Source organism: Luteibacter flocculans (assembly GCF_023612255.1).
Taxonomy (GTDB): Bacteria; Pseudomonadota; Gammaproteobacteria; order Xanthomonadales; family Rhodanobacteraceae; genus Luteibacter; species Luteibacter flocculans.
Genome location: NZ_CP063231.1, coordinates 2,511,988 through 2,525,890 on the forward strand (window position 1 = coordinate 2,511,988; position 13,903 = coordinate 2,525,890).

12 protein-coding genes are annotated in these 13,903 nt (G+C 64.8%); 5 read left to right on the top strand and 7 right to left on the bottom strand.

The window, feature by feature from the left end; translation table 11 throughout:
* Genes IM816_RS10660 through IM816_RS10670 form a run of 3 tightly spaced genes read right to left on the bottom strand, consistent with a single transcriptional unit; the run spans position 1 to position 2,349 of the window.
* Positions 1–330, bottom strand: coding sequence for a hypothetical protein (locus IM816_RS10660; RefSeq protein WP_250338064.1), 330 nt, complete (start codon positions 328–330; stop codon positions 1–3).
* A 14-nt stretch (positions 331–344) separates the two neighbouring features.
* Positions 345–1,124 (bottom strand): LytR/AlgR family response regulator transcription factor, encoded by a 780-nt coding sequence (locus IM816_RS10665; RefSeq protein WP_250338065.1) that lies wholly within the window; start codon positions 1,122–1,124, stop codon positions 345–347.
* On the bottom strand, positions 1,117–2,349 hold the full coding sequence (locus IM816_RS10670) for a sensor histidine kinase (RefSeq protein WP_250338066.1): 1,233 nt from the start codon (positions 2,347–2,349) through the stop codon (positions 1,117–1,119). The genes IM816_RS10665 and IM816_RS10670 overlap by 8 nt, the downstream gene beginning before the upstream one ends.
* 214 nt (positions 2,350–2,563) lie before the next feature.
* On the opposite strand from IM816_RS10670, the gene IM816_RS10675 reads away from it, so the two are divergent.
* A complete protein-coding gene (locus IM816_RS10675) occupies positions 2,564–2,905 on the top strand; it encodes a hypothetical protein (RefSeq protein ID WP_072321262.1) in 342 nt (113 codons plus the stop codon).
* A 28-nt stretch (positions 2,906–2,933) separates the two neighbouring features.
* Here the strand turns inward: IM816_RS10675 and IM816_RS10680 are convergent, their stop codons facing one another.
* From IM816_RS10680 to IM816_RS10690, 3 genes are all read right to left on the bottom strand, one after another.
* Entirely contained in the window at positions 2,934–4,343 is a 1,410-nt protein-coding gene (locus IM816_RS10680) for a chloride channel protein (RefSeq protein ID WP_345779946.1), read from the bottom strand.
* 97 nt (positions 4,344–4,440) lie between these two features.
* Positions 4,441–5,370, bottom strand: a complete 930-nt coding sequence (locus IM816_RS10685; RefSeq protein WP_250338067.1) for an LD-carboxypeptidase — start codon at positions 5,368–5,370, stop codon at positions 4,441–4,443.
* 151 nt (positions 5,371–5,521) lie between these two features.
* On the bottom strand, positions 5,522–6,499 hold the full coding sequence (locus IM816_RS10690) for a helix-turn-helix domain-containing protein (RefSeq protein WP_250338068.1): 978 nt from the start codon (positions 6,497–6,499) through the stop codon (positions 5,522–5,524).
* A 385-nt stretch (positions 6,500–6,884) separates the two neighbouring features.
* Here IM816_RS10690 and IM816_RS10695 point away from each other — a divergent pair, with 385 nt between their 5' ends.
* Entirely contained in the window at positions 6,885–8,630 is a 1,746-nt protein-coding gene (locus IM816_RS10695) for a M28 family metallopeptidase (RefSeq protein ID WP_250338069.1), read from the top strand.
* A gap of 208 nt (positions 8,631–8,838) precedes the next feature.
* Here IM816_RS10695 and IM816_RS10700 read toward each other — a convergent pair whose 3' ends face one another.
* Positions 8,839–10,245 (bottom strand): porin, encoded by a 1,407-nt coding sequence (locus IM816_RS10700; RefSeq protein ID WP_250338070.1) that lies wholly within the window; start codon positions 10,243–10,245, stop codon positions 8,839–8,841.
* A 293-nt stretch (positions 10,246–10,538) separates the two neighbouring features.
* On the opposite strand from IM816_RS10700, the gene IM816_RS10705 reads away from it, so the two are divergent.
* From IM816_RS10705 to IM816_RS10715, 3 genes are all read left to right on the top strand, one after another.
* Positions 10,539–12,803, top strand: a complete 2,265-nt coding sequence (locus IM816_RS10705; protein WP_250338071.1) for a TonB-dependent receptor — start codon at positions 10,539–10,541, stop codon at positions 12,801–12,803.
* A gap of 549 nt (positions 12,804–13,352) precedes the next feature.
* Positions 13,353–13,535 carry a hypothetical protein gene (locus IM816_RS10710; protein WP_072321267.1) on the top strand — a complete coding sequence of 61 codons (183 nt, stop codon included), beginning with the start codon at positions 13,353–13,355 and terminating at the stop codon, positions 13,533–13,535.
* A gap of 31 nt (positions 13,536–13,566) precedes the next feature.
* Positions 13,567–13,902 (top strand): hypothetical protein, encoded by a 336-nt coding sequence (locus IM816_RS10715; protein WP_250338072.1) that lies wholly within the window; start codon positions 13,567–13,569, stop codon positions 13,900–13,902.
* Position 13,903: the final 1 nt, after the last annotated feature.

A 13,903-nucleotide genomic window follows, 5' to 3' on the forward strand; every position in this document is an offset into this window, starting at 1 on the left:
TCAGGCCGGAGCGCAGCCCGCCGTCACCTTTATGTCGGCGGGAGTCACGCAGAGGGCGAAGCCGGCAGGAAGTCGATCGACGAGGCGTTCCTCATGCACCGCCAGGGTGAGCGTGCGGACCAGTCGGTCGCCATCGAACACCGCGTAGTGACAGTGGCCCGTAGTGCTTGCGGCACAAGCGAAGCGGGCGCGACCCATCCGCACCTCGGTACGGCTGTCGAGCGTCACGATGCCATTCTCGCGGTTCGTGGTCGCAAGCGTGCGGTTCTGGGCGTCCGTGCAGCCCGCCAGATTCATGAAGCAATAGACGATGGAAAGGAAGATGCGCATGGAAGTCTCCTCGATCACATGGCGCGGAACAGGGTCATGAACGTCTGGCTGACCGCCAGCGTTTCGGGGCGCCCGCGCAGGCGCAGGCAGCCCTTGCCCGAGTCGTCGCGTTCCACCGAGGCCACCTGCCGCAGGTTGACGATCGTGGAACGATGAATTTGGCGAAATGTCTTCGGATCGAGCTGGCGCAGCAGGTCGCGGATCGGACGCGACAGCAAGGCATCCCCTTCTGCCGTCGCTACGAGCGTGTACTTGTTCTCCGCGCGGAAATAAATCACATCCTCGACGAGGATCAGGCGCGTCGCGCGTCCGGTGCTCGCGGTGATCCAGGTCAGCGGCTCGTCGAGCGAGGCATCGATACGCTCAGCGAGATCGCGGGCGACCTGCGCCGTGCGGCCAGCATGGCGCGACGCGTCGCCGATCCTCGCGCGAAGCCGCGTCACCGTCTGCGCCAGCCGCTCGGCCGTGACCGGTTTCAACAGGTAATCCACCGCACCGCGCTCGAAAGCATCGACGGCGTATTGATCGTAGGCCGTGATGAACACCACCAACGTTTCGGGACTCACCTCCGCGGCCGCCGCGGCCACCGCCATACCGCTGAGACCCGGCATGCGGATGTCGAGAAACGCGACATCCGGACGGTGCTGCGCGATGGCATCGAGCGCCGCGCCACCGTCTTCGGCGAGTTCCAGCACGTCCAGTTCGGGCCACGCGGCCGCCAGTTCGCGCTGGAGCGCCGCGGCGAGCAGCTTCTCGTCTTCGGCCACGATGCAACGGGGCGCCTTCTTATCCATGCGCGGGCGCTCCCACCAGCGGCAGCGTGATCGTGGCGGCGACGCCGTGCGGGAAGTTGTTGCCGATGGCGAACGTCGCCGCACTGCCGTACATGAGGCGAAGACGCTCGCGCAGGTTCTTCAGCCCGATCCCGGTGCCCGCGCCGTCGCTGCGGAAACCCAGACCATCGTCCGCCACCGTGACCGAAAGGCCCGAGCCGTCGATGCCTGCGCGAATCCAGATGCCGCCACCGCCCGGCTTCGGTTCCAGCCCGTGCTTGATGGCGTTTTCGACGAGGGTCTGCAGCATCATCGTGGGCATGGGCGCCTTCAAGGCGTCTTGCGGCACGTCGGTATGCACCGCCAGCCGCTCACCCATCCGCAGGCGCATGATCTCCAGCCATGCCGTCGAACGTTCCAGTTCCTCGCCGAGCGTCGATAGCGAGCCGTCCGTACGTGGCAACGAGCGACGCAGATAATCGATAAGGTGGCCGAGCATCCGATCGGCCCGCGCCGGATCGGTACGCACCAGCTCCTGGGCGCTCGCCAAGGTGTTGTAGAGGAAATGCGGTTCCACCTGGGCCTGCAGGAGACCGAGTTGCGCCGCCGTCAGTTCCTTCTCCATCGCCGTCTGGCGGGCGTCGGCACGCTCGCGGTTACGCTTGTCGGACAGTCGCTGCGTCATGGCACGAACGATTGTCTCGGCGTATTCCAGCGACGCGCCGCCATCGGGGTTGAACCAATCCGTCCAGGCGCCTCGATCGGGTTCGCAGACGAACATCACGCTGCACGATCCATCGGCAGGTGTGATGGTCGCGGAAACCGTCGTCTCGCGATCGAGCCAGGCGAAGCCCCAGCGACGGCGACGGCGCGACGGATCGACAGGTGGACGGATCACGGCGCGACATTGCAGTCCGCCACGCGTGCCGCTCACATCGGTGGCATGAGGCAGCTCCCGGATGACCTCTTCCACGAGCGCGAACGCCTCGTCGGCCGGATAAGGCACTTCGACACGGCGACGCTGCCGGTTCGACAAGGTTTCGCCGTCGACCCGGCCGGCAATCGTGCGCACCCGATACAAGTGGGTGACGCCGCGGCCGAGCGCCACGAACAGGCCGATGAACCACACGAGCGTGAACAGGAACGGGAAGTCGCGGTCGTTCGTGCTCGACCACGCCGCGAGCAGCACGCAAAGCGCCGCGAACCATGCCACTCCGATGCGCCCGAGAAATTTGAGGCTCGCCATCCCATTCGCTCCCAACGTTATTGCCGGCGAGCATACGACGCGACCTCGCGGCGCTGGCCGCCTTTCCGACGAAACGCGGTATAGGGCGACGAAATAGGGTCGAGCCGGCATCGAGGGCTTGCGCGGCGCAGCATGACCTGGCGGTCCCCATGCGCCATGCTCGGGAAACCGGCTTCGCGGTGGGGACCGCAGGCCACGACAAAGGGGTTAATGCATGGCGTTGCTGCTCGTCGTTTTCGCTGTCGTCGTACTCGCGCTCTTCCTCGGTATCCGCACGTTGCCGAAGCACCATCCCGCCAACTGGCTTCTCGGCATCGTCGGCGGTGCCTGCCTGGTACTGGCCTGGTATGCGATCTTCCGTCCCATGCTGCTCGCTTCCGGCGGCGGCGATCCTTCCCTGGCCGCGCTTGGCCTGACTGCTGCGGGCATCGTGTCCTGCGTCCTCGGTATCGTCTGCCTCGGCGTCTGCGTGTGGCGCGACCCGGCGCGGTTCTGGATGCTGTCGATCGTCTTCATCGGCGTGATCGGCGCCACGCAGGTCACGGCGCTGGGCTGACGCACGGCGACCGCGCGGGCGCGCTCACTCAGCCCGCGCGGTCCGCCACGAAATCCGTCGGTACGTGCACGCCGCGGCGCGCGATCTTTTCGGTCATGATCGTGTGCCGCATCATCAGGCCCGACACGAGATACGCCGTGGTGCATGCGGCCAGCAATGGCAACAAGGCATGCGGCTGCATCGTCGTTTCGAAGACGAAGACCGCCGAGGTCATCAATGCGCGCGACGCCCCAGCGAACAGGGCGGCCATGCCGATAAGCGCCGCCATGTGCGGATCGACGTGCAACAGCGGCCATGCCGACAATGCCACCCCGCACACACCACCCAGCGCACCGCCGATGGTGAACAAGGGCGCCAGCGTGCCGCCCGAGGTGCCGCTGCCAAGCGCGACGGACCACGACAGCAGTTTTGCGAACGCCAGCAACGCCATGGCGGCAAGGCCCAATCGCCCGGAAATGACCGCGGTGATGTTGTCGTAGCCCACGCCCAGCGTGGCAGGCATGACGTAGCCGACCGCGCCGACCACCAGACCGCCCAGCGCGGGCCACCACATCCAGTGGATGGGCAGGCGCTCGAACGCGTCCTCGATGCCGTAGGTCAGCCGCGTCACCAACACGCCGGCCACGCCCATCAGCAACCCAAGCAACGCGTAGACGACCAACGCCATCGGCGTGACGGCGGCAAGCGCAGGCATCGGGAACACCGGCCCCGGCCCCTCCAGCGCGAAACGCACGCCCGTGCCCGTAACCGCGGCGAGCGCCACCGGCAGGAGCGACCTCGCACGGCGTTCGAACAGCAGCAGCTCGATGCTGAGCAACACCGCGGCGACCGGCGCGCTGAACACGGCAGCCATGCCCGCGGCGGCGCCAGCGGCAAGCAGCGTCTTGCGCTCGTCGGCACTCACGGGAAGCCGCTGACCCAGCAAGGAACCGAGCGCACCGCCCGTGGCGATAATCGGACCTTCGGCGCCAAACGGGCCGCCGGTGCCGATGGCGATGGCCGAGGACACGGGCTTCAGCCAGGTCATGCGTGCGGGGATGCGGCTCTCGTTGGTGAGCACCTGCTCCATCGCCTCGGGAATGCCGTGACCTCGGATGGCGCGTGAGCCCCAGCGTGCCATGGCACCGACGATCACGCCGCCGATGACCGGCACCACGATGACCCACGCGCCCAGGTGATGTCCCGCGGGCGATGTGAAAGCGGTACTCCAGGTTTGATGGAACGCGAGGTTCGTCACCACGCCGATCAGCATCGTGAGCAAGCGCGCGACGCCACCCACCACGAGACCAAGCAGGATGGCGAGCCCGCAGACGCGCACGACACGCGCGCCGATCAGCGGCAAACGCGTGGGCATATGGGCGTCGACGAGCGAATCGTCCAACGACGGGGCGAGCGGGATCGCCGCACGATCGTGCGGTGTATGCAGGGGGTCGGTCATGGGTTCGCTCCGGTGGAGACTTGCGGCGCAAGGCTACCGGGATATCGGCGTCGTAGCTGGCTCGCAGATGAACGCCTGTGCGGCGCCCATCGGCACCTCACTCGCGAACATAGGGGTAATTCATCACCGACAGGTGGGCCGTTCCACCGGCTGCATCGAGCACCGCGTGCGCACCGAACGGCAAGGTCCACTTGTCCTGCCCGTGACCGAAGGCGAGTCCGCGCACGATCGGCAATCCGCAGGCCTGTCCGAAGCGCTGCAACGCGTGCTCGATGTCATAGCCATTGTCGTACTCACTGACGCGCTGGCCGCCCAGGCCGCCGATCAGGATGGCGCGTTGTCCGTCGAGCGCGCCACCGAGCTTCAACTCGAACAGCATGCGCTCGATGCGCCAGGCCTGTTCGCCGCTTTCCTCGATGTACAGAATGCCGTCGTCGAGCTTAGGCAGGTACGACGTGCCGACGAGGCTGCACAGCGCCGAGAGATTGCCTCCCCACAGCGTGCCTTCCACGCGTACGCGGGCATCGTCACCGCATGCCCAGCTCACGTCGGTGCTGGGCGACAAGACGGTTTGCCAGAAGTGTCGCCACATGTCCTCGCGCAGGTAGGGGCCGCCGAAATCGCGCACCAGCATGGGTCCATGCAACGAGAGGATGCCGCTGCGCGCATACAGCGCGCACTGGATGGCGGTGAAATCACCATGCCCCACGAATACGCAGGATTCGTTCTCGAAGCGACGCGCAAGGCCGTCGAAGTCGATGTGTTCGAGCAGCACGATGGCGCCGTAGCCGCCGCAGACGGCCATCGCCATGTCCGGCAATGGCTGGGAAGGATCGGCGAAGCGATTGATGTCTGCGGCGCGCTCGGCGTCGCTGCCGGCGAACCGCAACATCACACGCTCGAGCACTTCTTCCCCGTGCACGCGGTGTCCGGCGGCGCGCAGGCGTTCTACGCCTCGCTCGAAAGCTGCGCGGTCGTCCGGGTATCCGGAAGGAGCGAGAAGGCGGATATCGAGTCGTTTAGGCATGGCAGGCACGATGAGAATTGCCTACCAATACCGCTAGCCATGCGGGAAGGCAACACACAGTTGCCTTCCGCACAAGCGCGCGACGCATCGCCGCATGCATGGCAGCGGCCCCTACGCCTTGCAGCTCAACGCCAACGATCGCGGGAGCGCCCTACCATTCCTCGTATTCGTTCGTTTGTGCCATGTCTTCCGACAGGTTGTGCCGCGTGAGTGTCTCCCGCGGTTGTTCGCCGAATACGCTGCGATATTTCTCTGCAAAGCGCGAGAGATCCCACATGCCGCAACTCAGTGCCACCGACTTCACCGAACGCCGGCCGGCTTCCGCCATGACAAGGCTGCGATGCGCCGTGCACAGGCGAAGCATGGCGAGATAGCGATTCGGCGGAATGCCGAGCATGTCGTCGAATGCGTAGCGCAAGCCACGCTCGCTGGCGCCTGCCGCCTGGCAGAGCTCCTGCGAATAGATGTCACGGCGCAGGTTCGCCCGCATGAAACGCTCGGCGCGGCGCACCACCTGGTAATGCGCACGACGACCACGTGACGCGACCGGCCGTTCTTCCGGAGACGACGCGAGCGCCACGCGAATGTGCTCGTCGAGCAGATCCTCGATCGGCCCCATCGCGGCATCGCCCGACGCGACGCGCGACGCGATCTGCCGATAGGCGCGTCGCAGATGTTCCGAGCGCACCGAGAAAAGCCGCAAGCGCTGCGCTGCCATGTCGACGTCGGCATGGTCTGACGCCAGAAAGCGAGAACGGAATCGCGCGTACGGCGCCACCACCAGCGTCAGCCGTGTGCCGCGCTCGAACATGAAATCGGTGGGCGTACCACGCAGCAAGGTGACCGCCATGTCCGCTTCGACGCCGATACCCTGGCACCAGCTGCGCTCGCCTGCCTCATGCAGGTAAACCAGCATGCAGGCATCTTCCGGCACCGTGAGCGAACCGCGAACGTCGAAATCGATATGCGCGGAAAGATACGTCACGCCGTCGTGGGTCGTCGACGCAATGGCGGCGCGTGGTCGCACCGGGCTCAAGGTCAGGAGGTCCACTTCGCACACGCCGAGCGTCGCGCCCAACGTGACGAGGTCAAAATCTTCCAGACCCTGCATATCGGAGGGTCGGCTCATAGGGTTTCCTCCCCGCTGTTGGTTCTCGTCGCCCACACCGGCAAAAGCGGCTTCCGTTGCGGAACCCTCATGCCAGGCACGCCCCCTCTCACGATCCGGCCATTCCCCACGTTCATGCGTTCCCCCGCGTCCTCCGCGGGTGCTCCCCGCGCTTCCTGATGTCCTGCCCCTTGCCTTGCCTTTTCCCGGCGAAAAAGCCGCCGGTTGGGCATAACTTACGATGTATCGGAGCAAATGCCAGCACTTTGTGAATTTGCCGAATCGGCACATAACCTATGGTGCGCCAGGGGCCGCTTTGGCAAGGCTGATGCTTTCGCGGCGCGCCAGCTACCCCACGCTGCGGCTACACTCGGCCAGTTCAGCCAATGAAGGGATAGCCCAGCCGATGCGACGCCTCGTTCTCGCCTGCCTCACCGCCCTCACGCTGGCCGCCTGCCAGTCCCACGACGAAGACAAGACCGCCGCGGCGCCACCCGCCGCTCCGGCGGGCCCCTCGACCGCACCGCCGCCGCCCCTGCCTGCGGTAGCCAACGAGCATCACGAGTTCACCCCGGATATCACCGCCGCCGACTTTGCCGCGCACCTGCGAGTGATTTCCTCGGACGAATACGATGGCCGCAAACCGGGCACCCTGGGCGAACGCCTGACCACCAACTACATCATCGAACAGTTCAAGCGCATGGGTCTGGAGCCCGAAAACAAGGGCGAGTGGATCCAGACGGTTCCCGCCGTGTCCATGGCGTTGAATGGGCAGGACACGCTCGCGCTGGACGTCGCGGAAGGCGGCGGCACCGAACATTTCCCCTTCGGCACCGATATGGTCGCCGGCACGCTCCAGGCCAAGGCGGACGTGGATCTGAAAGACTCCGACATCGTTTTCGTCGGTTACGGCGTCGATGCGCCCGAGGCCGGTTGGAACGATTTCGACGGTATCGACGTGAAGGGCAAGACGCTGGTGATCCTCGTCAACGATCCCGGCTGGAATGGCAACGATGCGTCGCTGTTCAAGGGGCGCGAAATGACTTATTACGGCCGCTGGACGTACAAGTACGAGGAAGCCGCGCGCCAGGGCGCAGCCGCCGCATTCATCGTGCATCAGACCGAACCGGCCGCCTACGGCTGGAACGTGGTGCGCAGCGGCTGGACCATGCCGCGCCTCGATCTACCCGAGAGCGAAGACCCGGCACCGCGGCTCCCCGTCGCAGGATGGCTCACGCATGAAGCGGCGCAGCGGCTTTTCGCCAAGGCGGGAAAGAACTTCGACGAGTTGGCGAAGCAGGCCGATGTGCGCGGCTTCAAGGCGGTACCGCTCGACGCCAAGGCTTCCATCCACTTGCAGAGCACGATTACGCATTCGCTGAGCAACAACGTCATCGGCATGGTCAAGGGCAGCGAAAAGCCCGACGAAGCGATCGTCTATTCCGCGCACTGGGACCACCTCGGCCACGACCCGTCACTGAAAGGCCACCAGATCTACAACGGTGCCATCGACAACGGCACCGGTATTGCGGCCATGCTGGAAATTGCCGGCAAGTTCGCCCAGGAGAAACCGAAGCGATCGGTGATCTTCGCCGCGGTGACGATGGAGGAATCGGGCCTGCTCGGTTCGAAGTACTACGTGACGCACCCGCCCTTCCCGCTCGCCAAGACCGTGGCCGACATCAACATGGATGCCCTGGGCATTACCGGCCCCACGCATGACATGGAAGTGGTGGGTCTGGGCCAGAGCGACCTGGAAGACCTGTTCGCCGATGTGTTGAAAACGGACGGTCGTGTGGTGAGCGGCGATGCGTCTCCGGAAAAGGGCCACTATTTCCGCTCGGATCACTTCAACTTTGCCAAAGCCGGTGTCCCTGCGCTGTCCGCAGGTGGCGGTATCGACATGGTCCAGGGCGGCAAGGCCGCGGGCCTCGCGGCGGAAGAAGACTACACAAAGAACCGCTACCACCAGCCGACCGACGTCTACGACATGCGCTGGAACTTCGACGGGGTGATCCAGAACGTCAAGGCGTTCTACGCGCTCGGCGAGAAACTGGCCGACAGCGACACCTGGCCCAAATGGAAGGACGGCAGCGAGTTCAAGGCCGCACGCGAGAAGTCGCTGGCGGCAGGCTCGAAGAAAACGAGGTAAGGGCGAGAGTTCGGAGCCAGCCTGCGGGCCGCGACCTCGGTGAGAACTGGCCGTCCGGCTCTCGCTCCCGGTGTGAGCCAGCCTGCTGGCGATACGGGCTCGCGATATGCCCAGATCGCCAGCGGGCTGGCTCCCACCTAATGCCTCGTGGCTCCCACCTAATGCCTTGTGGCTCCCACCTAATGCCTTGTGGCTGCCACCTGAGGCCTCAGTAGTTGACCTGCAACTGCACCCGCAGCAACTGACCCTTGACCCGTCGATACGGTGCGGTCGTGACATCGGTGCGGTGCATGTTCGCCCAAGCCACGGCCAACTCCACCGCACTGGACGGCTGCCATTCCACGCCGGCTTCGAGTTCGTCGACCAGCATACGTGGCGCATTGGTGTCGAACTTCGACGCACCGCGGTAGGTCTGCCACTTTGCGTACGGCATGAGCGAACCATATCCGCCGTCGAACTTGTACATCACCTGCGCATAGCCGCCGCGAAGGGACTTGGTGCGAATGACGCGGCGGGCGATGTCCAGCTCGGGGCCCTTACCTACCGTCCATTCCGCCTGGAAACCGAACGGCTGGGGGTAATACACCACATGCGCGGCGACACGGCGGTCGGTGGAACCGGCCACGGGTGCATCCACGGAAGGCGTGAACGTCACGCCTCCTACCGTGGCCGATCCGGTACTCACCTTGTATCGGCCGGCATACGCATCCGCACCAACCTCAAGATATTGACCGTTGGCGAATTTGAACGGATAGGAGAAGTGGATCACGCTGTGCAACTGGTCGTTGCGGTCCGGGCGATTCGCGCCCTGCCCGTTGTAGACGCCGAAGCCGACCACGCCGTAATCGCCCGAGCCTTTCAGGCCCGATTTCTGCAGGTAGGCGAAGCGTTCCTTCGCGACCGTCGGCGACCAATATGCCAGCACGCCCAGATCTCGCTCGTCGCGCACGCCGGAATTCAAGGCATCGGCGCGGTCCGGCGCGAGCCGGTTCTGACTCGATTGCAGGTCTTCCCAGCCGTACGGGATCTTCGACTGGCCTGCGCGGATACGCCAGGTCTTCTCGTCGTTGAGCCAGAGGTCGGCGTAGGCATCGCGCAACTGAGCGAAGTTCGTGGTGCTGGATCCCGACGGCGTACTGGCAAGGTCGGGCTGGATATAGATCGACATGCGATCGTTCACGTCACCACTGATGACGACGCGGGCACGGCGAATGCCGAAACCCTGCTCCGGGCCGATGAACCGGTCGCCCGGCGATTTCAGAGTGTCGGCGCTGCCGGACAGCTCCTGGTTGTAGCGCATCTGCACATAGCCACGGATACCGATCTTCTCGTACCACGCCTTGGACGACGCGGATTTGGGAGCGGCAGCCACCGTCGCGGGGCTCGCTGCCACGGGCTTGCTCTCGGCCTGCGCGGTAGCCGTACTCATCGCAGGCGTTGCCTCGTCGCTTGCCTGCACGAACTTGCCCAGACGCTGCCTGCCCGGACCCGGCTCCGCGAAAATCTGCCGTGTGGTGGTGTCCACGTACAGCTCGATGGCCGCTTGCGGCGAACCTTCGGCCGCCGCAGCGCCACACATCGTCCAGAAGGCGGCCGCCAGGGGTAGTTTCTTCATTACGCTACGTGCTCCGAATGATTTGAGAAAAACCTCAAACGTCGGCGATCAGGTCATCAAGTGCAGCCAAAGCACAAGATCGCCGAAGACGGGCGCACGTTAGCCTCGCTGCATGTCACTTCCGTGACACGCGTGAACGCCGTCACGCAGGAATGTGTTGCCGCAGCGCAACACTTTCGTCATGACGTCGTCACAGTGGATAATTCGCGACAGACGCGCCCTCGCCAGGGGATCGGTGTTCACCGCAGTTGGCGAGGCACTCTCACCCAGGACACCCCAGGCGGAACCAAACCATGTCTCTCGCAAGCTCGCGCACGCCGCGACGTCTCGTCATCGCGCTGTCCATCGCCACGGCACTCGCCTCTGGCACGACCCTCGCTCAAGACGCCACGCCCACGCCCGCGTCCAATGCACCGGCCAAGACCGCCACGCTGCAGACCATCAACGTGACCGCGGAAAAGCGCACGGAAGACCTGCAGAAGGTGCCCATCTCGATGACCGTGGTGACGGCCGAGAAGCTCGAGGCATTCGGCCAGGCCGGCGACGGCGTGCTGCAACTCGCCTCACGCGCGCCGAGCGTGTATGCCGAGACGTCGTATGGGCGCGAGTTCCCGCGCTTCTACATCCGCGGCCTGGGCAACAGCGACTTCGACCTCAATGCGTCGCAGCCGGTGTCGATGGTCTACGACGACATCGTCCAGGAGAACCCGATCCTCAAGGGCTTCCCGCTGTTCGATCTTGAGCAGGTCGAAGTACTGCGCGGCCCGCAGGGCACGCTGTTCGGACGCAACTCCCCTGCCGGCGTGATCAAGTTCGAGTCGCGCAAGCCGACGCAGGAAACCGAGGGCTACGCCCGCGTTTCCTACGGTTCCTACGGCACGGCCAACGCCGAAGCCGCGATCGGCGGCAAGCTCGCCAGCAACTGGTCCGGCCGCGTGTCCGCACTGGCCCAGCACCGCGACGGCTGGATCGACAACGACTACACGGGCAAGAAGGACGACCTGGGCGGCTACAACGACCGCGCCGTGCGCCTGCAGGCGCTGTACAAGGCATCGGACGATTTCGACGCGCTCATCAACGTACATGGCCGCTGGCTGGACGGCAGCGCGATGGTCAACCGCGCCAACGCGATCACCCTGGGAAGCGATCAGCTCGTGCCGGGCTTCGATCGTGATTCCGTGTCGCAGGACGGCCGCAACAAGCAGCACCTGTTCACCTGGGGCAGCAACCTGCACCTGAACTGGCACTTCGGCGATCTCAACTTCGCGTCGATCACTGGCCTGGAACGCGCCACGACCTACAGCCTCGGCGATGTCGACGGCGGTTACGACGCGTCCGGCACGCCCGCGAAGCCGAGCTACACCAACCGCGTGACCCCGTTCTATTCCGAGACGGCCGATGCACTGCCGAAGGATCGCCAGATCACCCAGGAATTCCGCCTGTCCAACGACAGTGCCGAACGCCTGAAGTGGCAGGTCGGTACGTACTACTTCGACGAAGACATCGCGATCACCAACTTTTCGTACGACACGCTCAACAACCACGTGCTCAACGGCTGGGTAGACCAGAGCCAGCGCACGAAGGCATGGGCGGTGTTCGGCTCAGCCGACTACCAGTTCACCGACGACTTCGACGTACGCGCCGGTGCCCGCTGGTCGCATGACAAGCGCGACTTCAAGGCCGAGCGCTTCCTCGGATTCACCGGCCCCGTCGGCCCGCTCACTTCGGATCCGACCGACGCCCGCTGGAGCGGCGATCTGACCGGCACCTGGCAGCTGTCGAAGAATTCGAACGTCTACGCGCGCATCGCCAACGGCTTCCGCGCGCCGAGCGTGCAGGGCCGCATCAACTTCGCCAACAGTATCTCCACGGCGAAGCCGGAGACGATCACCTCGTACGAAATCGGCTTCAAGTCGACCACGGAAGACAACAAGGTCCGCTTCAACGCTGACATCTACAAGTACAACATGCACAACCAGCAGCTCACGGCCGTGGGCGGCGCCACCAACGTCACGCAGCTCATCAATGCGAAGAAGACCGAAGGCTACGGCGCCGAGTTCGACCTCGAAGCCTACTTGACGCCGAACTTCTACATGACCGCTGGCGGCAGCTATAACCACACCGAGCTGAAGGACCGTAACCTCGCCGTCGCGCCGTGCGGCGGCGGCTGCACGGTGCTCGATCCGCTCAACGCCACCGGCAACGCGCTGATCGACGGCAATACCCTGCCCAACGCCCCGAAGTGGATCGGCACCTGGACGGCACGCTACGGCATCCCGTACGGCGAGAGCGGCGAGTTCTTCGTCTACACCGACTGGAACTACCGCAGCGAGGTCAACTTCTTCCTGTACGACTCGCAGGAGTTCCGCAGCAAGCCGTTCCTCGAAGGCGGTATTCGCGTCGGCTACAACTGGGATTTCGGCAAGCGTGAGGTCGCCCTGTACGGCCGCAACATCACCAACAAGAAGGTGATCACCGGCGGCATCGACTTCAACAACCGCACGGCGTTCGTCAACGATCCGCGCGTGGTGGGCATCGAGTTCCGCGCCGAGCTGTAAGCGTAGCGGTCATCGTCGTCCGCTGAAGGCCGGCCCCGAGGGGCCGGCCTTTTTTGTCGGGTCGCCGTCCGCCCGAATGAGCCGCGAGCTGTAATAAACCAAAGCCGGTGGGAGCCAGTCTGCTGGCGAAAAGCCAACGAAGCGATGTAGCAGCGAGGCGAGCTCCTATCGCCAGCAGGCTGGCTCCCACCGGCAAGTTCGAGGGATTCTCTGTGGGAGCCGCCATGGCGGCGAGACAAGGTTGCCTTGAGGTTTGGTGATGCGGGGGCTGAGAGGTTCTAGCGTCGCCGCTCCGTTGGCTTCTCGCCGCCATGGCGGCTCCCACAGGGCTCCCACAAGGCTCCCACAAGAGGCACAGCCTGAGCTAAACCTTTGGCGGCATTCCGGCATCAGAACGGGTGCCACGCCGACGCGCCGCACTAGCACACCCGGGCAAGGCATAGGCCATAAGTCATATGGAAATTCCCGAACTTCTCGTTGACAGGTCATTTTATAGTGTTATAGTTCACTACAACACCGGTCACCCACAGCACCACAGGAGCAAACACCATGAAAAGCCCGAACTACATCGCCCTCGCCGCCTCCGTCGTCATCGCTGCCGCCGCCCTGGGCGTCTTCAGCAGCACCTCGACCACCGCCGCCCCGCTCGCCGAGATCAACGGCACCAAGGTCACCAACCTCGCCCCGATCGTCGTCTACGCCGACGCGGGCGAACACGTCGCCTCCCTCTAACCACCGCGCAGCACGTCATCGGAGTCGTCCCATGAAAGCGCCGAACCTCATCGCATTGACCGCTTCCCTTTTGATTGCCGGCACGAGCGTGTTCGCCCTGCGCTCCTTCGATGACCGCGCTGCAGCGATGATCGCTGCACCCCACTTCGTCAACGGCACGCGTGTCGTCGACCTGCCCTCCCTCGAAGTAAGGCCCACCGACGCCGATGTGCGCGAGGCCATGCTGGCGAGCGAGGCCACTTTGGATTCCGCCGCGGATGCGCTCAAGCGCAGCGCGGAGGATCGGGCCGCTGCGCTGATCGGCGCGCAACTGGCCATGCCCTACTATTCGTTCGGTAACGCACTGCGCCAAACGGCGAAGGAATGAC

Bases quoted from the DNA above. Each gene is read 5' to 3' on its own strand.
- IM816_RS10660 (WP_250338064.1), bottom strand. From the start codon at position 330: ATGCGCATCTTCCTTTCCATCGTCTATTGCTTCATGAATCTGGCGGGC.
- IM816_RS10665 (WP_250338065.1), bottom strand. From the start codon at position 1,124: ATGGATAAGAAGGCGCCCCGTTGCATCGTGGCCGAAGACGAGAAGCTG.
- IM816_RS10670 (WP_250338066.1), bottom strand. From the start codon at position 2,349: ATGGCGAGCCTCAAATTTCTCGGGCGCATCGGAGTGGCATGGTTCGCG.
- IM816_RS10675 (WP_072321262.1), top strand. From the start codon at position 2,564: ATGGCGTTGCTGCTCGTCGTTTTCGCTGTCGTCGTACTCGCGCTCTTC.
- IM816_RS10680 (WP_345779946.1), bottom strand. From the start codon at position 4,343: ATGACCGACCCCCTGCATACACCGCACGATCGTGCGGCGATCCCGCTC.
- IM816_RS10685 (WP_250338067.1), bottom strand. From the start codon at position 5,370: ATGCCTAAACGACTCGATATCCGCCTTCTCGCTCCTTCCGGATACCCG.
- IM816_RS10690 (WP_250338068.1), bottom strand. From the start codon at position 6,499: ATGAGCCGACCCTCCGATATGCAGGGTCTGGAAGATTTTGACCTCGTC.
- IM816_RS10695 (WP_250338069.1), top strand. From the start codon at position 6,885: ATGCGACGCCTCGTTCTCGCCTGCCTCACCGCCCTCACGCTGGCCGCC.
- IM816_RS10700 (WP_250338070.1), bottom strand. From the start codon at position 10,245: ATGAAGAAACTACCCCTGGCGGCCGCCTTCTGGACGATGTGTGGCGCT.
- IM816_RS10705 (WP_250338071.1), top strand. From the start codon at position 10,539: ATGTCTCTCGCAAGCTCGCGCACGCCGCGACGTCTCGTCATCGCGCTG.
- IM816_RS10710 (WP_072321267.1), top strand. From the start codon at position 13,353: ATGAAAAGCCCGAACTACATCGCCCTCGCCGCCTCCGTCGTCATCGCT.
- IM816_RS10715 (WP_250338072.1), top strand. From the start codon at position 13,567: ATGAAAGCGCCGAACCTCATCGCATTGACCGCTTCCCTTTTGATTGCC.